The sequence below is a fragment of the Microbacterium sp. AR7-10 genome (assembly GCF_001878835.1).
In the GTDB taxonomy this organism is placed as follows: domain Bacteria; phylum Actinomycetota; class Actinomycetes; order Actinomycetales; family Microbacteriaceae; genus Microbacterium; species Microbacterium commune.
The window spans coordinates 1-21,678 of record NZ_MJIR01000049.1 but is presented as its reverse complement, the minus strand read 5'-3'; the positions used below and the strand labels follow the sequence as shown (position 1 = coordinate 21,678).

General features: G+C 71.1%; 17 protein-coding genes. 10 read left to right on the top strand and 7 right to left on the bottom strand.

What is annotated here, in order from left to right; translation table 11 throughout:
- Positions 1-47 precede the first annotated feature (47 nt).
- Positions 48-1,496, top strand: coding sequence for a hypothetical protein (locus BFN01_RS06300; protein ID WP_071642731.1), 1,449 nt, complete (start codon positions 48-50; stop codon positions 1,494-1,496).
- On the opposite strand, the gene BFN01_RS06295 is transcribed toward BFN01_RS06300, so the two are convergent.
- Complete coding sequence (locus BFN01_RS06295; protein WP_071642729.1) at positions 1,442-4,921, bottom strand: ATP-dependent DNA helicase; 3,480 nt, start codon at positions 4,919-4,921, stop codon at positions 1,442-1,444. The genes BFN01_RS06300 and BFN01_RS06295 overlap by 55 nt on opposite strands.
- Complete coding sequence (locus BFN01_RS06290) at positions 4,918-8,154, bottom strand: ATP-dependent DNA helicase (RefSeq protein ID WP_071642727.1); 3,237 nt, start codon at positions 8,152-8,154, stop codon at positions 4,918-4,920. The genes BFN01_RS06295 and BFN01_RS06290 overlap by 4 nt, the downstream gene beginning before the upstream one ends.
- A gap of 149 nt (positions 8,155-8,303) precedes the next feature.
- Here BFN01_RS06290 and BFN01_RS06285 point away from each other — a divergent pair, with 149 nt between their 5' ends.
- On the top strand, positions 8,304-8,528 hold the full coding sequence (locus BFN01_RS06285) for a DUF3107 domain-containing protein (RefSeq protein ID WP_071642725.1): 225 nt from the start codon (positions 8,304-8,306) through the stop codon (positions 8,526-8,528).
- A gap of 1 nt (position 8,529) precedes the next feature.
- Positions 8,530-8,817 (top strand): hypothetical protein, encoded by a 288-nt coding sequence (locus BFN01_RS06280; RefSeq protein ID WP_071642723.1) that lies wholly within the window; start codon positions 8,530-8,532, stop codon positions 8,815-8,817.
- A gap of 36 nt (positions 8,818-8,853) precedes the next feature.
- Here BFN01_RS06280 and BFN01_RS06275 read toward each other — a convergent pair whose 3' ends face one another.
- Positions 8,854-9,564 (bottom strand): ferritin-like fold-containing protein, encoded by a 711-nt coding sequence (locus tag BFN01_RS06275; RefSeq protein ID WP_071642720.1) that lies wholly within the window; start codon positions 9,562-9,564, stop codon positions 8,854-8,856.
- Positions 9,565-9,725: 161 nt separating this feature from the next.
- Here BFN01_RS06275 and BFN01_RS06270 point away from each other — a divergent pair, with 161 nt between their 5' ends.
- Entirely contained in the window at positions 9,726-11,246 is a 1,521-nt protein-coding gene (locus BFN01_RS06270) for a DEAD/DEAH box helicase (protein WP_071642749.1), read from the top strand.
- 55 nt (positions 11,247-11,301) lie between these two features.
- Here BFN01_RS06270 and BFN01_RS06265 read toward each other — a convergent pair whose 3' ends face one another.
- The gene (locus BFN01_RS06265; protein WP_071642718.1) at positions 11,302-12,177 is read right to left on the bottom strand and encodes a PHP domain-containing protein; all 876 of its coding nucleotides are present in this window, start codon (positions 12,175-12,177) and stop codon (positions 11,302-11,304) included.
- Between the two features lie 54 nt (positions 12,178-12,231).
- Between BFN01_RS06265 and BFN01_RS06260 the strand changes: the two genes are divergently transcribed.
- The 3 genes from BFN01_RS06260 to BFN01_RS06250 all read left to right on the top strand — a co-directional run bounded on the left by BFN01_RS06260 (position 12,232) and on the right by BFN01_RS06250 (position 16,678).
- Positions 12,232-13,257: an endonuclease/exonuclease/phosphatase family protein gene (locus BFN01_RS06260; protein ID WP_071642716.1), complete on the top strand. Its 1,026-nt coding sequence runs from the start codon at positions 12,232-12,234 to the stop codon at positions 13,255-13,257.
- Positions 13,258-13,341: 84 nt separating this feature from the next.
- Positions 13,342-14,763: an aminopeptidase P family protein gene (locus BFN01_RS06255; RefSeq protein ID WP_071642714.1), complete on the top strand. Its 1,422-nt coding sequence runs from the start codon at positions 13,342-13,344 to the stop codon at positions 14,761-14,763.
- Positions 14,764-15,193: 430 nt separating this feature from the next.
- Positions 15,194-16,678, top strand: coding sequence for an HNH endonuclease signature motif containing protein (locus BFN01_RS06250; RefSeq protein ID WP_071642712.1), 1,485 nt, complete (start codon positions 15,194-15,196; stop codon positions 16,676-16,678).
- 201 nt (positions 16,679-16,879) lie between these two features.
- Here the strand turns inward: BFN01_RS06250 and BFN01_RS06245 are convergent, their stop codons facing one another.
- The 3 genes from BFN01_RS06245 to BFN01_RS06235 are packed head-to-tail and all read right to left on the bottom strand — an operon-like array spanning position 16,880 to position 18,833.
- Positions 16,880-17,557: an alpha/beta family hydrolase gene (locus tag BFN01_RS06245; RefSeq protein WP_071642710.1), complete on the bottom strand. Its 678-nt coding sequence runs from the start codon at positions 17,555-17,557 to the stop codon at positions 16,880-16,882.
- Positions 17,557-17,964: a hypothetical protein gene (locus BFN01_RS06240; protein ID WP_071642708.1), complete on the bottom strand. Its 408-nt coding sequence runs from the start codon at positions 17,962-17,964 to the stop codon at positions 17,557-17,559. Before BFN01_RS06240 ends, BFN01_RS06245 begins: the two co-directional genes overlap by 1 nt.
- Positions 17,961-18,833 carry a general stress protein gene (locus tag BFN01_RS06235; protein WP_071642706.1) on the bottom strand — a complete coding sequence of 291 codons (873 nt, stop codon included), beginning with the start codon at positions 18,831-18,833 and terminating at the stop codon, positions 17,961-17,963. Before BFN01_RS06235 ends, BFN01_RS06240 begins: the two co-directional genes overlap by 4 nt.
- A 76-nt stretch (positions 18,834-18,909) precedes the next feature.
- Here BFN01_RS06235 and BFN01_RS06230 point away from each other — a divergent pair, with 76 nt between their 5' ends.
- The 3 genes from BFN01_RS06230 to BFN01_RS06220 all read left to right on the top strand — a co-directional run.
- Complete coding sequence (locus BFN01_RS06230; protein WP_071642704.1) at positions 18,910-20,169, top strand: magnesium transporter; 1,260 nt, start codon at positions 18,910-18,912, stop codon at positions 20,167-20,169.
- A complete protein-coding gene (locus BFN01_RS06225; RefSeq protein WP_071642702.1) occupies positions 20,169-20,702 on the top strand; it encodes a DUF1003 domain-containing protein in 534 nt (177 codons plus the stop codon). Before BFN01_RS06230 ends, BFN01_RS06225 begins: the two co-directional genes overlap by 1 nt.
- The coding region (locus BFN01_RS06220; protein WP_071642700.1) for an Mrp/NBP35 family ATP-binding protein at positions 20,689-21,678 on the top strand (990 nt) is incomplete at its 3' end. The genes BFN01_RS06225 and BFN01_RS06220, both read left to right, overlap by 14 nt.

Sequence of the window (21,678 nt, the reverse complement as noted above, 5' to 3'; positions counted from 1 at the left end):
CGTGGCGTGGACGCCAACTGTGCGAGGGCAGACCTACGCTGGGGAGCATGGCTCGCTCTCCTTTCACTCTAGTGGCGGCGGTCACGGCCGCTGTGCCCGGGGCGGAGGTCACAGGCGCTCGCGCCCTGACCGCGGATGGCGACGGGAGGTTCGACTCCGCCATCGCCACACTCGCCGACGGCAGCGAGCTCGTGATCCGCGTCGCCGCCGACGACTCGGCGGCCGTCGAACTCGCCGAGGAGGCGCTCGCGCTGCGCGCTCTGACCGCCGGCGCGAGGGAGATCCTGCCCTTCCGGGTGCCCACCGCGATGGGAGAGACACGGGTCGGCGACGCGCGTGCGCTCGTCACCGATCTCATGCCCGGCTTCCAGATCGAAGCCGCGCACGTTCCCCCCGGGCGCGGTGCCGCCGTCTCGATCGGGCGGGCGATCGCCGCCGTGCACACCCTGCCGCCGTCGGTCGTTCGCGCGGCCGGGTTGAGCGTGCGCGACGCCGCCGCGGTGCGTGCGGAGACAGAGCAGCTGGTGGATCGGGCATCCGCGACGGGGCGGGTGCCGGCACGGCTCAGCGCGCGCTGGCGCAGCGCCGTCGCCGACGACGACCTGTGGCGCTTCGAGAGCGCCGTGACGCTCGGCGGCATACAGGCGCTCTCCTTCCTGTTCGAGGACGATCCGCACGACGGCCCGCAGGTGGTCGCGGTGCTCGGCTGGCGCGGACTCGCGGTCGGCGATCCGGCGGAAGACCTCGGCTGGCTGTCCGGTGCTCCGGAGGCCGCACCCGACGTGCTCGCCGCGTACACGGCCGCGTCGCAGCGTGCGACCGACGACGCGCTGCAGGCGCGCGCCCGCCTGCACGCCGAGCTCGAGTTCGCCCGCTGGCTCGTGCACGGCGACGAGCTGCGCCGGCCCGACATCGTCGACGACGCCGCCGCCCTGCTGGAGTCGCTCAGCTCGGGTCTGCGCGGTGACGATCTGCGGGTGACCGCCACGTACACCGGCGGTGTCGACTCGGCGCTCGATGTGCTCGACCGCGTGCCCGCGACCGCCTCCAACGACATCGACACGTCGATGCAGACGGACGCGTATCGCCCCGAGGACCTGTGGCACGAGGCCGAGCCGGACGACCAGGAAGACCAGCAGCACCAGGGCGACCAGCAGAACCAGGAAGACCAAGGCGACCAGGAAGACCAGGGCGACGGTCGCGGACCTGCCCGGCCCGTGTCGTCCGCCGGTGCTCCGCGCGCAGACGGCGAGGCGAGTCGGACGCAGGAGCAGGGCGACGCGGCGCACGCGTCGTGGGAGCAGCCCACGCAGGATCTTTCCGACGTCGCCGGTGTCCGCGGGTCGACCCGTGTCGACGACGGCAGCGCCGCGGCGACGGATGCCGGGGCCGCGGCGGCCGCCGATCGCTCAGCGTCCCCCGACCCGGACTCGGACGAAGCTCAGCGGGCGGCTCGTGCTGCACTCCAACGCTGGACGAGGTCCGACTCCGAATAGACGCGGTCGTCGCGGATGACGAGGTCGTCAGCGACGTAGAACAGCGCCACATCGATCTCCTCCAGCGGCACGCCGAACCGGCGGTGGTAGGCCAGCCGGTAGAGCGCCAGCTGCAGCATGCGCTCCTCTCGCTCGGCGGGCGTGCGGGGTGCCCGGCCGGTCTTCCAGTCGACGATCTCGATGCGTCCGCCGCGGTCCTCGCGGCGGTAGACCGCGTCGAGCTTGCAGATGACGATGTGGCCCCCGCCCACCGCCGCATCGTCGCCTTCGCCGAACGCGAAGTCGATCTCGATCTCGACCGCCATCGGCTGCAGCGGCGCCCATTCGCTGCGCTCGAACACTGCCCGCAGCTCGGCGAGGGAGCGTTCGTCGTCGCTGCCGAGATGGGTCGGCGGCGCCGCGTCCGCACCGTCGTCGTCGAGCTCCCAGAGAGCGCTCTCGACGGTGGAGCTCGCACCGACCAGTCCTGAGCGGTGCTCGACCCACGCGTGGAACAGGGTGCCGATGCGGGTCTGCGTGTACGGCCGCTCGGGCATCGGCCGTCCGAGATCGCGCAGCGTGCCGCGATAGTCGGTGACCCAGTCCTTGAACCGCGACGCCGGGACGCGCGTCGGCACCTCGGCCGGTGCGCCCTGCTGCCGCTCCGCGCGCTCGACGAGCAGTCGCGCCAGCTGCTCGGTGGGCGCGGGCCGCTCCGGGCGGTCCAGCGCCGCGCGCGCCTCCTGCTCGGCAGCGGCGACGCGCGGTCGGCGGTCGCCCAGGGGGTCCATCGGCCACGAGCGGGTCATGCCGGGTCCGTCGTACGGGTTGTCTTCGGGGTCGACCCCGTCGATCGGATCGAGGCCGAGCACATCGATCGCGTCCCGCAGGTACGCGCTGGCCTGGCGCGGCTTCACCTGGCCCGCCCAGTGCGCGCCGGAGAGCAGCAGATCGCTGCGCGCACGGGTGAACGCCACGTACGCGAGTCGCCGCTCCTCCTGCTGCTGGTAGTCGCGGTACTCGTTCTTGAACCGGCGCAGCGCGCCGCCGTTCGGGTAGGCCTTCGTCACCCCCGCGGCGAGCGCGTCGAGCGCGGCCTTGTGGCGCTTGGCGGGAACGTCGCCGGCGGCATCCATCTCGGCCTGCGGATCCCACCGGAAGACGGGCAGCGCATCGCGGTCGCCGCGCAGCGCGAAGGGGACCACGCCGAATCCGAACCATCCGGCGGTGTCCTGCGGGCGCCCCGGCAGCTCGCCGTCGACGAGCCGCACGACGGCGACCGCGTCCCACTCGAGTCCCTTCGAGCCGTGGATCGTGAGCAGCTGCACCACGCCGGGCTCGGGGGGTTCGGGCCGCGGCATGAGCTCGTCGGTGCTCTCGGCCTTGTCGAGCCAGGCGAGCAGACTGCCGATCGTGCCGCGGTCGTCGGCGCTGAGGAACGCGCGCACCTCATCGGCGAAGGCGCGCAGCTGAGTGGCGGCGATCCGCGCGGGACCGCGCGACTCGTTCGCGGCGAGCTCGATGTCGAGCCGCAGCTCGAGCTCGATCATCCGGATCAGCTCGGGGATGGGCAGGCCCGCCGCCCTTCTCAGCCGTTCGAGGATCTCCCCCGCCGCGCGCATCCGTCGACGCCCCTCGGGGCTGATCGCCGAGATCAGCCGGTAGTCGTCGGGAGCCGCGCGCAGGAAGTCGACGGCGTCGACGATCGACACGGCCTCGTCCGCCCCGCGCGAGGCACGCAGCCGCTGCCGCACCTCGTCGGAGAGCGGAGACAGGTCGGCGTCGCGTCCGGCGAGCGCGGTCGCGAGGTCGTAGAGCGCGGCCATGTCGGCGACGCCGATCGCGAACCGCGGGCCGACGAGAAGACGGATGAGGGCCGAACCCGCCGTGGGGTCGTGGATCACCCGCAGCATGGAGACGACGTCGACCACCTCCGGCGTCGACAGCAGCCCGCCCAGACCGAGGATCCGGTGCGGGATGCCCTGCCGCGCCAGCGCGGCGGCGAAGGTCTGCATGTGACGTTTGGACCGGAACAGGATCGCTCCCGTGTGCGCGCGGTCGGGATTCGACTGCTCGTGCTCGCGCCGCCGAGCCGCGAACCACGCGGCGACCTGTTCGGCCTCATCATCGACGGTGTGCGGGAAGCGCACCTCGACCCTGCCCCGCCCTGCGCCGGGACGCGTCTCGAGCGCCGGCACGTCCAGACCGGCGCGCGCGAGCGGCTCCAGCACGCGATTGGCGACATCGAGGATGCGCGTGTCGTTGCGCCAGCTCGTCATCAGGCTGTACGTGGTGGCGGGCTGATCGTGGGCGAACGCACGACTGAACGCGTAGAGGTTGTCGGCGCTGGCCCCTCGCCAGCCGTAGATCGACTGGTGCGGGTCGCCGACAGCCATCACCGCGCTGTCGCGGAACAGGGCGGCGAGGAATCGCGTCTGGATGACCGACGTGTCCTGATACTCGTCGAGCAGCACGACACGATGCTGTTCGCGCAGATCGGCGCGCACATCGGGGGCGCTCTCGACGATGTCGAACGCCCCGCCGACCTGGTCGGCGAAGTCGAGCACGCCGCGGCGCTGCTTCTCGGCCATGTAGTCGCGCACGAGACGCGCGAGCACGGGGATGCTGCGCAGATTCAGCGCCGCGGTGTCGACGTCTCGATTGGTGCGGTACGGCTCGAACGCGGCGGCGTGTTCTGCTGCGATCCGCTCGACGTCCGCGAGGTCGGCACGGTGGTCGAGCACCTCGGCGGCGAGCTTCTGCACCGCGTCGATGACGCCGCCGAGCGACCGGTCGATCTCTTCGAGGTCGGGGATGTCGGCTCGCAGCACCACGGCGCGCGCGATGAGCCACGAGGCGGACTGACTGAGCATGGCCGCCTCGGGGTCGCGTCCGATGCGAGCGGCGTGCTCGCGCACGATGCTGTCGGCGAACGCGTTGTAGGTGGACACTCTCGGGCGGACCAGCAGATCCTCCGCCGAGCGCGGCGTGCGCGGGTCCCACCCCGTGCCGTAGCGCTCGGCGAGCTCGTCGAGCACCTGCACGCGCACCGCGTCGCGCTGCGGGCCGGCGACGGCGGCGTGCACGCGTCGCAGCGCGTCGTCGGCGACGATCTCGGCGAGGTGCGGCAGAAGCCCGCGCCGCGCGAAGTGGTCGATCATCTCGAGCCGGATGCCGATGCGCTCGGCCAGTTCGCCGGCGGCCTTGCGCGTGAACGTCAGACCGAGCACCTCGTCGGGACGCACCCTGCCGTTCGCGACGAGCCAGACCACGCGACCGGACATCGTCTCCGTCTTGCCGCTGCCTGCCCCGGCCACGACGAGCGCCGGGCTCGGCGGCGCCTCGATCACCCGCTGCTGAGCCGCGGTGGGAACCGGGAGGCCGAGCGCGAGGGCGATGGTCTCGGCCGAGATCGTGGCCGCGCCGGTGAGCGTGCCGCCCGTCATGAGCTCACCGCCGGAACCGTGTGGATGTGGCAGGGCGAGACCCGCACCTGGGTGTCGGCGCAGTGCGCCTCGACCTGTGCCGTGAAGCTGCTGGCCGCCATGCCACGGCCGGCGGCGGTCACCCGCTGCAGGAATGCCGCGCGCGCCTCGTCGCCGAGGGTGTGCTGATGGGCGACACGGTACTGCGCCTTGCCGACCGTCTTCGAGACGATGACCAGTCGGGCGCCCGCGAGCGCGTCGGCGGGCGCACCCTCCAGCAGTCCCTCCTGCACCGCGATCTGGTACGCGGCGAGCTGTGCGTGCTCACGCACGTTGGCCTCGGTGTCGGGCTCGTACTTCCCGGTCTTCAGATCCACCACCACCACCCGCTCGCCCGCTGCGCTCATCCGCTCCCACTTCTGCCCTCGGGCCGCGTCGTGCTCCCCGGCACCGGCGGGGTACATCTCGACACGGTCGATGACACCGCTGACCAGGGCCCTCGGGCTCGCATCCGGCGTCGGGCCGCTGCCCGCGTCCTCGCCGCGGGAGTGCAGCGCGTCGGCATCCTCGGCGGCGAGCACGGCGCCGCTCTCCAGATCGACCGTGAAGCGGAACGGCGCCTCCGCGCCGACCACCCGCCCGCCGTCTCTCGACACCTCCCCCAGGTACGCGCGCAGCCGCTCGAGGTACAGGTCGGCGCGGCGGCGCTCCTTCCGACCGATCCACGCGGTCTCGAAGTCGAGCTCAGGCCAGTGCTCGTCGATGACGGCCCGCATCGCGTCGGGGTCGCCGTCCGGCACCTTCTCCAGCACCTCGTGCACGATCGTGCCGATACCTGCCGACGGCGGCATGACGCTGTCACCGCCGAGCGAGGCGACGACCCAGTTCAGCCCGCACTCCTCGAAAGCCTCGAGCCGCGAGGGCGACACCCGCACCGGCGCGGCCTGCAGATCGCGCAGCGGCGCCGTGCTGGAGCGCTGGGTGACGCCGTACCAGTCGTCGACGTGCGCGCCGGGCACACCCTCTTCGGCGAGGATCCGCAGCTGTCCGGCCGCGAATGCGCGCTCCGCCTGATCGGGCGAGGTCGTCAGCGTGCGACGGTGGCGCGCGACGAGACCGCGCAGCGTCAGCGGGTGCGCGAAGCGCACCTCGTCCTCCTCGACCGGCGGCGGCGCCGGCAGGAACGAGAAGAACGGGCTCGGCGTCATGTCGTCGTCGTCCACGGCCGACACGACGAGCCTGGTGCGCGCCCGCGAGATCGCGCGCACGAAGAGCCGCAGCTCGTCGTGCAGCGCAGCCCTGCGCCGATCCAGCACGCCCGGCACGGTCTCGGGCTCACCGGAGCGCGCCGCGGAGATCGCCTCACCCAGCCGCCAGGTCTCGAGCATGCCGCCACGCAGCCGGATGTTCGGCCAGATGCCGTCCTGCACACCCGCGACGACGACGGCCTCGAACTCGGTGCCGAGGGCGGTCGCCGGTGTCAGCAGCGTCACGAGGCCGGGTCGGTCGGGCGTCGAGAGGGTGTCTTCGGGCACCTCGCTGTCGAGGATGTCGCGGATGAACAGCGCGGGCTTCTCCTGCGGGGAGCGCTCCACGAACCGCTTCGCCGCGTCGAAGAGCGCGACCAGGCTGTCGAGCGAGCGTGAGATCTCGGCACCGCCGGGCTGGTCGGCCGCGACGCGCCATGCGACCTGCAGCGAGCCGCCGCCGACCGAGCGGGCGCGGTCCCACACCGTCCACAGCAGCTCGTGGATCGTGCCGCCCGCCGCGCCCTGGTCGTGCAGCATCCGGAGGGTCTCCGCGAATCGCTGCGCGATCCGTGCCTCCGGCGCGTCCACCCGGTCGAAGAGATGCGGGAACTGCATCGCCTCTCTGAGCAGCTCCCGAGCCGGTGTCGATCCGCCCTGCTCGAGCTCCACGTGCCGCAGTCGTGCGCGCAGCCGGCGCAGGCCGACGGCGTCGAGACCTCCGAACGGGGAGGTGAGGGTCTCGGCGAGCAGGTCGGAGGCGCGCTCGTCCGGCGGCGTGAGCCCGAGCCGCACGATCTCCACGATCTCGCGCACGATCCCCTCGCTGCCCAGCGGACGCGGCACGCCGGCGGCTCTGGTCGGCACCTCGCGGGCAGCGAGCTCCGCCTCGAGCATGACGATCTGGCGCGTGTCGTGGGCGATGACGGCCAGGCGACTCCACGGGATGCCGTCGCTGAGGTGCCAGTCGCGCAGCACGGCTGCGATGCGATCGACCTCCTCGTGCGGTGACGGCGCGATCAGCGTGCGCACCCCGGTGCCGTCGGTCTGGTCGGGCGCGCGCCGATGATCGACGCGACCGGCGACGCCGATGGCCTGCGTGACGGTGCGGGTGAGCGCGGTCAGCGCGGGGCTCTGTCGATGCGCGACGTCGAGCACGTGCACGTCGCCCAGCACGCGCGCGAGCTCGGCGAACAGCTGCGGGCTCGCACCACGGAAGGCACCGGACGAGATGTCGGGGTCGCCGAACGCCAGCACCGCGACGCCGCGCGAGCGAAGCGCGCTCACCAGCCGCACTCCCCCGCGGGTGAGCTCCTGCGCGTCATCGATCAGCACCACGCGCAGCCCGGCCAGCGGCCCGAGCGCGACCGGCTCCGCCGTGTGCAGGATCGCGGTGGCCTCGGCGAGGAGTTCGGGCACATCCCGATGCGCGACGCGCATGCCGCCCATCACCTCGCGGTACTCGGTGAGGAAGTCATCGGCGGCGCGCCAGACCTCACGCTCCGAGCCGGCGAGCTCACCGGGGCGCACACCGAGCTCGGTGCACTCGGCGAGGAAGGCCCGCAGCTCCGAACGGAATCCCTTCGAGGCGCGCACCGCCGGGCTCAGCGCGTCGGGCCAGCGACGCAGCCCGTCCTCCGCGTCGCCGGCGAGCAGATCGGCGAGGATGCGGTCCTGGTCGGCGCCGGTGAGCAGCGCGGGCGGCTCGTGACCGGCGTGCACCATCGCACCGCGCACGAGCTGGAAGGCGAACGACCCGAGCGAGCGAGCGAGCGGGCCGGGCGTCGCCTGGTCGACCCGCACGCCGATCCGGTCGCGCAGCGCCGTGGCGGCCTGACGGCTCGGGGTGAGCACGAGCACCTCGTCGGCGCTCACACCGGCGGCGAGCAGGTGCACGACCCGATCGATCAGGGCGGTCGTCTTCCCCGTGCCGGGCGCGCCGATGATGACTCCGGATGCGGTGGCATCACCGTTCACGACGGCGAGCTGCGCGGCATCCGGGATCATGCTTCCACGGTATAGCGGCCCGCCGACACCGCGCGCAGCGGCCGGATGCGGCACGACTGTGCGCCCACGGCGAAATCGTGTGCGACGGCGGACCCGGCGCGGGACCAGCCGGTAGAGTTGCCGGTGTTCGTCCAACCCGAGGAGATCGCGTGGAAATCCGCATCGGCATCATCAACACCGGTCGTGAGCTGAGCTTCGACACCTCCAGCACGGCTGACGAGGTGCGCTCCCAGGTGGTCTCCGCCCTCGAGCAGAACGCCAGCCACATCAGCCTCACCGATGCGAAGGGCAGCTCGTACATCGTGCCCACCGCGAACCTGGCCTACATCGAGCTGGGCACCGAGGAGTCGCGCCGCGTCGGCTTCTTCGCCTGACATGTACATCCTGCTCGCCCTGATCGCGGCGTGCTCTCTGGGCGTCGCCCTGCATTTCGCGCTGCCGCAGCGTCAGCTGCGCGGCGTCGCGGTGACACCGGCGATCGCGACCGCCACGACCGCCGCCGTCTACACGATCATGCAGTGGACGGGCGTCGGCGAGGGCGACGTACTGCTCTGGGTCGTGAGCATCGGCGCGGGTCTCGCGCTGGCCGCGGCATCCACCCTCGTCCTGACGTCGCAGCGCACGCGCCGCGACACGCTCGAGAAGCAGTCGCTCGGCATCTGACGCGATCGCCGCCGGATGCGCATGCGGCCCGGGATGCTACGAGGCGAGCCCCATGGCATCCATCCGCCTGGCGTGCGCGCCCATCAGCTCGGTGTACACCGGCTCGATCCGCTGATCGTCGGCGACCAGTCGCCCCGGCCGCAGTGCGTCGCGGCACACCAGCAGGGTGTCGCCGACCAGGCGACGCCCCCACATCGACAGCAGCGAGCGCCATTCGTCGTCGCTCTCGATCGTCTCCTGGATGATCGAGACGATCTCCCCGCCCCGGTCGTCCTGGCGCAGGATGGCGGCGACCCGCTCCCCGGTCTCGCCGTAGCTGCCTGCCAGCGCGAGGTAGAAGTCGTCCAGCATCCCCGCGGTGAGGTACACCGCGAGCAGTGTCTCCTCCTGCCGCTCGCCGATGGTCTTGCGGCGGAACTCGTCGAGGTTCTCGCGGAACGGCAGCATCACCTGCGTCGGATCGTCGCCGCGTTCGGCGATCACCTGCACGATGCCGCGGTGCTTGTCGAGCGCGGCTCCGGCGGCGCGCGAGAGCGCCTCCTTGCGGGCCAGCTCCTGAGTGCCGCGGATGCCTCGGCTGAGCGTCTCGAAATAGCCGAGCTGCAGGTACGCGGCCTGCCCGAGGAACCGATTCAGCTCCGGGGCGAGCTCGGCGAAGTCGACGCGCGTCGTGCCGCTCGCCTCCCCGCGGCTGCGCAGCTTCAGCGTGCGCCGCTGGGGCGCACGCTTCCAGAACCAGTTGACCACGAGCCCACACTACTGGGCGCGGGGCCGTCCTCCGGTAGGCTTGTCCCGTCCTGCCATCGGAGCAGGGCCCCGCGCCTGGCATGAACTGAGACGGCGTGGATCCGTTACGAGGCGCCCCCGTGGCATACGCCGCGCTCGCGCCGGACAGGCAAGAGAACACTGTGACTTCATTCGCTGATCTGGGAATCGATCAGGACATCATCGACGCGCTCGCCGCGAAGGGGATCGTCGATGCGTTCCCCATCCAGGAGCAGACCATTCCGCTCGGCCTTCCGGGCCAGGACATCATCGGCCAGGCCAAGACCGGAACGGGCAAGACGTTCGGCTTCGGCATCCCCGTGGTGCAGCGGCTCGGCCAGAACCCCGAGCACGGCGTCAAGGCGCTCATCGTGGTGCCCACCCGCGAGCTGGCCGTGCAGGTCTACGAGGACATGGACCTGCTCACGTCGAACCGCTCCACCAGTGTGGTCGCGATCTACGGCGGCAAGGCATACGAGGGCCAGATCGACCAGCTGAAGGCCGGCGCGCAGATCGTCGTCGGCACGCCAGGGCGTCTCATCGACCTGGCCAACCAGCGGCTGCTCGACCTCTCGAACGCGACCGAGGTCGTGCTCGACGAGGCGGACAAGATGCTCGACCTCGGGTTCCTCGCCGACATCGAGAAGATCTTCTCGAAGGTTCCGCCCGTGCGGCACACCCAGCTGTTCTCGGCGACCATGCCCGGTCCCATCGTGGCGCTGGCGCGCCGGTTCATGTCGAACCCGATCCACATCCGCGCCACCGATCCGGATGAGGGCCTGACGCAGGCGAACATCAAGCACATCGTCTACCGGGCGCACTCGCTCGACAAGGACGAGATCATCGCCCGCATCCTGCAGGCCGAAGGCCGGGGCAAGACCGTCATCTTCACCCGCACCAAGCGCGCCGCCCAGAAGCTCGTCGACGAGCTCGGCGACCGGGGCTTCAACGTCGGCGGCGTGCACGGCGACATGGGCCAGGAGCAGCGCGAGCGCTCGATGGCGGCGTTCAAGGCCGGCAAGCGCGACGTGCTGGTCGCCACCGACGTCGCCGCCCGCGGCATCGACGTGGACGACGTCACGCACGTCATCAACCACACCATCCCCGACGAGGACAAGACCTACCTGCACCGCGCCGGCCGCACCGGCCGCGCGGGCAAGACGGGCATCGCCGTCACCTTCGTCGACTGGGACGACCTGCACAAGTGGGCTCTGATCAACCGCGCGCTGGAGTTCGGCCAGCCCGAGCCCGTCGAGACCTATTCGTCGAGCCCGCACCTGTACAGCGACCTGAACATCCCCGAGGGCACCAAGGGACGCTTGGTGACCGCACCGAAGGCCGAGAAGCCGGCGTCGGAGCGTCGTCAGCGTCAGCCGCAGAAGGCAGCGGAAGCCGCCGCCGAGGGCACCGACGAGGGTGCGACCAAGCGGCGCCGTCGCCGCCGTCGCAGCTCGGAGGGCGACAAGGTCGGCTCCACCTTCGCCGAGGGCGCGGAGAGCACCGAGCAGCAGGCATCCGGCTCCTCGTCGCCCGCAGAACGCGAGGCGGACGGGGCGGGCACGCACGACGGCGACGCGACCGGCGAGCACCGCGACGGCAAGCCGGCGCCGCAGCGTCGTCGCCGTCGTCGGCGCAGCGGCGGTGCGGCCCCCAGCGGCGCCTGACCCCTCACGCTCATCGAGGCCTCTCCTGCTCAGCGGGAGGGGCCTCGATCGCGTCTCAGGGGGTGCGGGGCGATGCGCCGCTCGCGCGCTCGACGATGCGGGCGACCATCTCGTCTGAGGTGGTGTTCTCCCCGGGGCGGTTGGGTTTGCCCGCGCCGTGGTAGTCGCTGGATCCGGTGACGATGAGGTCGTGACGCGCGGCGATCTGACGCAGCCGGCGCTTGCCCTCGGCGGTGTTCTCGCGGTGATCCACCTCGAAGCCGGCGAGCCCCTCGTCGATCAGCCGCTCGATGTACGTCAGCGGCATCATCCGGTCGCGTCCTGCCGTGACGGGATGCGCGATCACGGCCACTCCCCCGGCGCGCGTGATCAGACGCACCGCCGCCAGCGGGTCGGGTGCATAGTGCGGCTCGTAGTAGCCCTCGCGCGGATGCAGGATGCCCTCGAACGCCTCCGTGCGGTCCCGGACGATGCCCCGCGCGACGAGCGCGTCGGCGATGTGCGGACGGCCCACCGTGGCATCCGGGGTCGTCTGCGCCAGCACGTCGTCCCAGCCGAGGTCGTAGTCGCGACCGATGCTGCGCACGATCCGCTCCGCGCGACCGACCCGGTCGCTGCGGATGCGATCGGTCTCGGCGACGAGGTCGGGGTCGTCGGGATCGAAGAGGTACCCGAGCACGTGGACGCTGCGCCACTCGTGCTTGGCCGAGAGCTCCATGCCGGGCAGGAACGTCATGCCCAGCGAGACCGCGGCATCCCCAGCCTCCTGCCAGCCGGTCGTGCGGTCGTGGTCGGTGAGGGCGGCGGTGCGGATGCCGTGGCCGTGCGCTTGACGCATCACCACGGCCGGCGGCTCGGTGCCGTCGGAGTGATTGGAGTGCAGATGCAGGTCGCTCGGTCCCGGAGGGCGGGTGGAGGGGCCTGACGTCATCCTCCGAGGGTACCGCCAGCGATGACGCAGACGTCTCCTCTAGGATTTCGGACGATGCTACGACTCGTCGGAATCCTCCTCACGGTGCTGTTCGCCATCGCGACGGCGGTTCTCGTGTGGCCGCAGTTCTTCCATCTCGAGCTCACCTTCCCGATCACTCAGATCATCGCCTCCCGCATCGCGCTCGCGGTCGCCTTCCTGGTGGTCGCCCTGGTCGCCGCCCTGCTGCTCCTGGCGAGGCCGCTGCGCGGCTTCGCGGCTTCGATCCTCGTCGTGGCGCTGGTCGGAGCCGGCTCGATCGGCGTGATCGGGGCCACTCGGGGATACGGCTCGGATGCCCTGCCGCAGAAGACCGATGAGGCGGTGCGCGTGCTCACATGGAACACCGCGGGCGCCGCCGTGTCAGCCGACACGATCGCCGGTGTCATCGCCGACCAGCAGATCGACGTCGTGTCGCTGCCCGAGACCGCGGAGGAGGTCGGCGAGCAGATCGCGATCATGATGCGCGATGCCGGACGCCCGATGTGGGTGCACCACGTCAACATCCAGCCCGACGTGCCGGACGGGCCGCAGGCCTGGCAGACGACGATCCTGATCTCGGCCGACCTCGGCGAGTACTCGGTGATCGACTCGTCGCTGGACGGATCGAGCCACACCGGATCGGTGCCGAGCGCCGTGGCGATGCCCGTCGACGGCACAGGTCCCACCATCGTGGCCGTGCATGCCGTGGCGCCTCGCCAGGGCGACATGTCGCAGTGGCGGTCGGACCTGGAGTGGATCGCCGACCAGTGCCCGGAAGGCGAGTTCATCCTCGCGGGGGACTTCAACGCGACGCTCGACCACATGGCATCGTTCGGCATCGACGGCGGCACCATGGGCCGTTGCATCGACGCCGCTGCGAGCACCGGCAACGGCATGGTCGGCACGTGGCCGGCGAGCCTGCCGCATCTGGCCGGCGCACCCATCGACCACATCATGTCGAGCCCGGAATGGCAGGCGACCGGAACGCTCGTGCTCGAGGACGCGGGCGGCAGCGACCATCGGGCGATCGTCGCTCAGCTGGAGCCGGCGGGTCGGTAACCGGTAACCGGGCGGCATGCGTCGCGCGTCCGCCGGGGCGCTGCGGCAGGGTGCCGTGTCGGCGACGAGTGACACAATGGATGCATGACCAGCGCAGACACCGACGCCGCCGTCGAGACCCCCGCCGAGGCTGTCGCAGCGGAGAAGAACCCCCGCAAGCAGCCGTTCCCCCGTGGATTCCGCGAGACGATCTCGACCGGATGGGCCGAACGCCCTGAGTCCATGCCCGCCCCGCGCGCCCAGGCGGCGTACGCCGCGGCCCGTCGCGCGAAGGTCTCGGCTGCCTTCCCCGGAGAGCGCCTGGTCGTACCGGCCGGATCGTTCAAGCAGCGCAGCAACGACACCGACTACCCGTTCCGCGCACACTCCGCCTTCGTCCACCTCACGGGGTGGGCGAACGAATCCGAGCCCGACTCGCTGCTCGTCTTCGAGCCGACCGAGAACGGACACGAGGTCACGCTGTACTTCCGCGAGCGTGCCGACCGCACCACCAGCGAGTTCTACTCGGATGCCACGATCGGCGAGTTCTGGATCGGGCCGCGCCCCTCGCTCGCAGGCGTCGCCGCAGACCTCGACGTCGCGACCGCCCACGTGGATTCGTTCGTCGCCGGGGATGACGACCTCGTCGTCGACGTCGACGAGGAGCTCACCCGCTTCGTCTCGGAGCTGCGCCTGGTCAAGGACGAGTTCGAGATCGCCGAGATGCGGCATGCGGTCGCGGTCACGGCATCCGGGTTCGACGACATCATCCGCGACTTCGACCGCGCGATCGCGCACCCCCGAGGCGAGCGCATCGTCGAGGGTGTGTTCCACCAGCGGGCTCGCAGCGACGGGCACTGGGAGGGCTACGACACGATCGCCGCCTCCGGCCATCACGCCTGCTACCTGCACTGGACGCGCAACGACGGCGCCGTCGTGCCGGGAGACCTGATCCTCATCGACGCCGGTGTCGAGGTCGACAGCCAGTACACCGCCGACATCACCCGCACCCTGCCGGTGAACGGCACGTTCTCAGACGTGCAGCGCCGCGTGTACGAGGTCGTGCTCGAGGCCGCGGACGCCGCGTTCGCCGTCGCTAAGCCCGGAGTGCGCTTCCGCGCGCTGCACGAAGCCGCGATGGACGTGATCGCGCGCCGCACCGCGGAGTGGGGCCTGCTGCCCGTCTCCGCAGAGGAGGCTCTGGATGCCGACAACGGCGGCCAGCACCGCCGTTACATGGTGCACGGCACCTCGCACCACCTCGGCATCGATGTGCACGACTGCGCGCAGGCGCGCCGCGAGATGTACTACGACGGGGTGCTCGAAGAGGGCATGGTCTTCACCATCGAACCGGGTCTGTACTTCCAGATCGACGACCTGACCGTGCCGGAGGAGCTGCGCGGCATCGGCGTGCGCATCGAGGACGACATCCTGATGACCGCGGACGGCGCCGAGAACCTGTCGGCCGACATCCCCCGCACGGTCGAGGACGTCGAGGCGTGGATCGCGCGGCTGCGGAAGAGCTGAGCCGCTGAGCGCGGTTCTCAGAGTCCATCTCGGTGCTCGTGCTGATCACCTGGCTGTTCGTGCGCGCGATCGTGCGCACGGCGCTGTAGGCGGTCGGCTGGGGGTGCTGCACGCGCTCAAGGCGCATACGAAGAGGCCGCAATCGGTCAGGTCGGGACGGGGCGCGATGCCACCAGCAGATCTGTCCAACAGCTGAGGTCGCCGGCTGCAGGCACCTTCGTATCGCCTGTAGCCGTCGTGGATCGACCTTCCTGCGACCTCACCCGCCATCATGCTCTTGCGTTGCGGGCCAGCCGGTCGACCGCTGCGCTCACGGGATGTTCACGCGGATCCGGCAGTACCGCCTTTCGTTATCTCTTCGTGATCTTCCGGACGCGATTATCGATCGAATTCTTGTTCGAATGTCGGTGGTCGCTCGCACAATTGAGTCATGGCCCTCTTCACCGACATCGACGCTCAGGTCGCGGTTCTGCGCGACCTGTTCGGCGCAGATGCGGATGTGCAGGATCTGTCGGCGCGGATGTCGTCGTTGCCGGGCGAGAAGCTGGTCGAGGCGCTGGGCGCGGCGGCGGCGCTGGTGCGCGCGGCGGAGCGGATCGGGATCGTCGGCGCGGGCATCGTCGCCGCCCGGTCCACGCGCGAGGCGGGGCAGGACGGGCTGGCGCAGTCCCGCGGTCACCGCTCTCCCGCAGCGCTCGTGCAGGAGCTCACCGGAAGCAGCCATGCCGATGCGCAGCGGCAGGTGCGGCTGGGCCAGTCCATCCTCGACAGCGACGTCCCCGCTGCGGCGGAGGGGAATGAGACGTCGTGGAGCGGCCACGACGCCGTCCCTGTGCTCTCTGACACGACGCCTCCCCGGATGCCCTGGCATGCGCCGCTGTCGACGGCGCTGCTGCAGGGGCGTCTCTCCCCGGCGCAGCAGGATGCGATCCAGCGCGGCCTCGGCCAGCCGACCGACGACTCCGACGACACGCACGCCGCCTGGACGGCAGCGGCAGAGCAGCTCATCGCCGACGCCGGCTGCCGCACCGTCGAAGAGCTTCGCATCCAAGCCCGCGCGATCAGGGACCAGCTCGACCCCGAGGGCGCTGCGCGCCGGTTCGCAGAGCGGTACGATCGGCGCAGCTTCCGCACCTGGATCGACGCCGACGGACGCGAGCGCGGGCACATCGAGTTCGAAGACGAAGGCGCCGCCTGGATGAGAGCGATCCGTGACGCGGGTCTGCGCCCACGTCGCGGGGGCCCGCGGTTCGTCGACTCCGACGAGGCGAACAATGCTCGAGATCTCGCCGCCGACTCTCGGACCAACGATCAGCTGTTCTACGACCTGCTCATCGATCTGCTTCGCGCGGGTTCTCTCGCCGACGCGAAAGACGTCTTCGGCGCACGCCAGGCCGGAGTGCGCCTCGTGCAGGTGCAGGCCGGCGACGGCACCCCGACCAGCGCGCGCACCGAGGACTACGGCATGCCGTTTCCGTTCGCCAGCATCCAGCAGCACGTGTGCGAGAGCGGGACCGTGCAGGTCACCATCGATTCCCGCGGCAATCCGCTCGACGTGGGCCGAGAACACCGACTCTTCACTCCCCCGCAGCGCATCGCGCTCGCCATCCGAGACGGCGGATGCCGCTGGCGAGGCTGTGACCGCCCCGCATCGTACGGTGAAGCCCATCACATCGACGAATGGCATGCCGACCGGGGTCGCACCGATATCGACCGTGGCATCCTGCTCTGCAGACATCACCATATGCAGCTGCATCACGGCGGATGGCGCATCACTCGAGAAGGGAAAGGCGAGTTCCTGCTGCATCCGCCCGGCGGAGAACCGGCCATCCCCCTGCGTGCACGCGCAGCACTCGTCGCAGCCTGGGCCGGAATCGACCCTCCGCCCCGGCGCTTCCGACCCGCGATCGCGTGAGATAGTGCGACGGGGCGGGATGCTGCACCGCCGACGACGTCGGCGACATGGTGGGCCTCAGGTGAGCGCCACCGGCCGAGCAGGACTCGCCACCCTCCCCGCTCTGCTTCCGAACGAAGCCGAGCTGCGTCGACAGCCACGGCGAACCTGACGCCGACAGGCCATCTGCCAACCACAGCTCGATGTGATGGAGCCCGATGCTCACCTTGGCGCGTGCCGTCGCTCGACCTCGTCGATGAACGCCACCACCAACGGCGCCAGTTCCGCGCCGATGACGTCAGCCGGCCGCTTGGCGCCCTTCACCTCGAACGAGTGCCCACCGCCGTCGATCCACGCGATCCTGGCATCCGGACACGACGCCACCGCTTCCTCAAGCTGCGCCAGCGGCTGCACGAACGGATCGTTCGTACCCTCCACAAACAGCTGGGGCGGACGCACGGCAGGCAGGTGCTCGACCCTCAGCTTCTCCGGCTTGCCGGGCGGATGCAGGGGGTAGCCGAGATACACGAGCCCGTCCACCTTCAGCCCGTCCGCGACAGCCATCGACGCCATCCTGCCGCCGTACGACTTGCCGCATGCCCAGATCGCAGCATCGGGACGCTCGGAACGAATCGACGTCACCACCGCGCGCCAGGTCAGCACAGCGTGCGCGGCCGGCCCTGGCATCCGCCGGCCCGCCTCGACATAGGGGAAGTTGAAGCGCACCGTCGTGAATCCGGCGTCCCGCAGCGCCGCGGCGAAACCGACCAGGAACGGATGATCCATGCCCGCACCGGCTCCGTGCGCGATCGCGACGACACCGCGCGACTCGCCATCCGGCTCCTCCCACGCTGTCGACACCGTCACCGATCCCGCCGGCAGCGGCACCTCGACCGCCATCAGGCGCTCCTCACGAATGGAAGGCGCACGATCTGACCGCGACGCGCGCGCCGCAGGGCGACCAGCACCACCACGAGATGCACGACGCACACCATCACATACAGCAGAAGCGGGATGCCCTGCGGAAGGAGACCCGACGCCGGAGCACTCGGCTGCGTCAACCGCACCAGCCCGACAATCAACTGCAGAAGAAGCAACGCGGTCGACACGATCAGGAACAGCCGTCCCCACGAGCGGGCGAGAGCGGCGTTCTGCTTCGCCACCGGGCCCTGCCGCGACAGCGAGTCATGGGCCGCGATCATGCCGCCGCCGGCGGCCAAGGGCCCGAGGAACGGAACCGGCAGCAGCACGAGCAGACCCAGCGCCCACGCCGAAGCGCCCGTCGCCCGGCCGCTCGAGCCCGTCATCGCGGGTCGGTCGGATTCGACAGGTCGCTGCCCGCGGCGGGCTTCGGGGCGGACCCGGGGTCGGCCCCCTCGATGCCGGGCTCCGCACCCGGAAGCGGCGGCTTGGGCGGAACGACCGGACCGCCGGTCGTTCCCGGAGCCGGGTCCGGGGCAGGAGCGGGATCCGGGACCGGATCCGGAGCAGGAGCGGGATCGGCGACGGGCTGCGGCGACGGAGAGGCGGGTCCGGCCGGCGTCGACGGACCGGACTCGTCCGCCGGGCCGGCAGAACCGCCCTGCCCTGCCGAACCGCCCTGACCTGCCGAACCGCCCTGGCCAGCCGAGCCACCCTGACCTGCCGGCGGAACGCGCTCGCCGTACCGCGGCGGCTCGCTGAGGTCGACCGGCGGACGCACGCTCTGCGCGCGCTCCGGACCCACGACGCCCCGCGCCTTGGTCAGCGACGCGGGCTGCACCCGCACCTCGTAGTGATCGGCCAGCATCTGCATCATGCTCGCGAAATCACGACGGCGACGCACGATCGAGTACGTCACCAGACTCATGATCATGCCGAGCGCGACACCGATGAGCAGGAACCCGAGGAAGAGCGAGATCGGGGCATCCGGCGTGCCGAACAGCATGACGGCCGACAGCAGCAGACCGATCAGCACGCCGTTGGTCGCGCCCGACCGCGCGGCGGCTGCGTATCCGAGCTTGCCGGTCACGCGCTCGACCGTGCGCACGCCCTCGCCGACGATGGCGATGTCACGCGCAGGCACCTCTCCTGCGATCAGCTTCGAGACGATCTTCTGGGCGGCCTCGTAGTCCTTCGTCGAGGCGATCACCTCGCCGAGGTCGGTGCCTTTTCCCGGTCGATTCAGCATGCTCATCCGGCCATTGTCCCATCGACCCCTGTGCGCCGTCACCCGCCGGGCCGTCAGCGCACTCGCGGACTACGCTTGAGCCGTGAGCACACAACGGGTCTTCGTCGCACGTCTGGCAGGATGCGCCGTCTTCGACCCCGTGGGCGATCGCCTCGGCAAGGTGCGAGACGTCGTCATCGTGTACCGCAAGACGGCCTCGCCGCGTGTGATCGGCCTCGTCATCGAGATCCCCGGACGCCGCCACGTCTTCCTCTCGATCGGACGCGTGACCTCGATCCGCGCGGGTCAGGTCATCAGCACCGGCCTCATCAACGTGCGCCGCTTCCAGCCGCGACCCGGCGAGGTGCGCGTCGTCGCCGAGTTCCTCGGCCGGCGGGTCAGCCTCACCGACGGCGGTGGCACGGCGGTCGTCGAGGACGTCGCGATCGAGCAGGACCGCCACGGGGAATGGGGCATCACCCAGCTGTTCCTGCGCAAGGCGAAGACCAGCGCATCGCCGTTCGCGAAGGGGCCGACGACGTTCGCCGCGTGGAACGAGGTCGCCGAGCTGCGTGAGCCGGGGCGGGCGCAGTCCGCCGAGCAGCTCGTCGCGACCTACTCCGAGCTGCACGCGGCCGACCTCGCCACCACCCTGCTCGACCTCCCGCAGGAGCGGCGGATCGAGGTGGCCGAAGAGCTGCCGGACGAGCGGCTCGCCGACGCGCTCGAGGAGATGCCCGAAGACGACCAGGTCGGCATCCTCGATCGTCTCGGCGACGAGCGCGCCGCCGACGTGCTCGACGAGATGGACCCCGACGACGCGGCCGACCTGCTCGCCCAGATGTCTCCCGAGCGGCTCGAGCACCTGCTCGCCCTGATGGATCCGGAGGAGGCCGAGGACGTCCGGATGCTGCTGCGCTACGGCGCGGACACCGCCGGCGGCCTGATGACGCCTGAGCCGATCATCCTGTCGGCCGACGCGACGGTCGCCGAAGCGCTGGCCCTCATCCGTCGCCACGAGCTGCACCCCGCCCTCGCCGCGGCGGTGTTCGTCACGCTTCCGCCGTTCGAGACGCCGACCGGGCGTCTGCTCGGCGTCGTGCACTTCCAGAAGATGCTCCGCTATCCCCCGCACGAACGGCTGGGCGCGATCCTCGATGAGTCCGTCGAGCCGGTCGCCGTCACCGCGTCGGCGGCGGAGGTCGCGCGCATGCTCGCCAGCTACGACCTCGTCTCGCTTCCCGTCATCGACAGCGCGCATCGCCTGGTCGGCGCGATCAGCGTCGACGACGTGCTCGACTACCTGCTGCCCGACGACTGGCGCACCCACGACGCCGACGAGTCGACGGCGGGCACCCGATGATGGCGCGTCCCTCGCGCACCGCGCGACTGGACACCCCGGGCACCCGGGGCGTCACGCGCACGCAGGCCCCGTCGCGGGATCGGTTCGGACGTTTCACCGAGTGGGTCGCCCGGGCGATGGGCACCCCGACCTTCCTCACCCTCCTCACACTCTTCTGCGCGCTCTGGATCGGCTACACGATGCTGGCGGAGCAGAACGGCTGGTGGCGCTTCGACTCGGCCGCCCTCGGATTCACCGCGCTGACGCTGATCCTGTCACTGCAGGCTTCGTATGCCGCGCCCCTCATCCTGCTCGCGCAGAACCGGCAGGACGACCGCGACCGCGTGCAGATCGAGCAGGACCGCCAGCGTGCCGAGCGCAACCTCGCCGACACCGAGTACCTCGCCCGCGAGATCGTCGCGCTGCGCATGGCCCTCGAGGAGCGCTCCAACCAGCAGATCACCCGTGACGTGCTGCGCCAGGAGCTGAAGGCCCTGCTCGCCGACCTCAACGACGACGAGAGCACCGTCGAGAGCAGCCATGACGCTCGCTGACCGCGTGCGCTCGGCTGTCGCCGCCGTCACCGACCCCGAACTGCGCCGGCCGATCGGCGATCTCGACATGGTGCGCGAGATCACCGTCGACGGCACGACGGCGCGGGTCGGAATCGTGCTCACGATCGTCGGATGCCCGGCCGCGCAGCGGATCGAGCAGGACGTCCGGGATGCCGCGGCATCCGTCGCCGGCATCGCCGACGTCACCGTCGACGTGGGCGTCATGACCCCCGACGAGCGCCGCGCGCTCACCGAGAAGCTGCGTGCGGGACGCCCCGCCCGTCAGATGCCTTTCGGCCCCGACTCGCTGACCCGCGTCATCCTCGTCTCGAGCGGCAAGGGCGGCGTCGGCAAGTCCACCGTCACCGCGAACCTCGCCGTCGCCCTCGCCCGTCAGGGGCTGCGGGTCGGACTGGTGGATGCCGATGTGCACGGTTTCTCGATCCCGGGACTGCTCGGCATCGCACCCGGCACCCAGCCGACGCGCATCGACGATCTCATGCTGCCCCCGGTCGCGCACGACGTGAAGACGGTCTCGATCGGCATGTTCCTGCGCGACGGCGAGGCCGTCGTCGCCTGGCGCGGGCCGATGCTGCACCGCACCGTGCAGCAGTTCCTCACCGACGTGTTCTTCGGCGACCTCGACGTGCTGCTCATCGACATGCCCCCTGGCACCGGAGACATCGCGATCTCGATCGGTCAGATTCTGCCGCACGCCGAGGTGCTCGTGGTGACCACGCCGCAGCCGGCAGCGGCCGACGTGGCGATACGCAGCGGACTGGTCGCCAGGCAGACCGGCCAGCGGGTGATCGGCGTGATCGAGAACATGGCCGCGTTCGCGCTGCCCGACGGCACCCTTCTCGACCTGTTCGGCGAGGGCGGCGGCGCGGCAGTGGCTCGCGCACTCAGCGCCGACGGCGATGAGGTGCCGCTGCTGGCATCCATCCCCCTCAGCCCGGCGCTGCGCCGCGGCGGC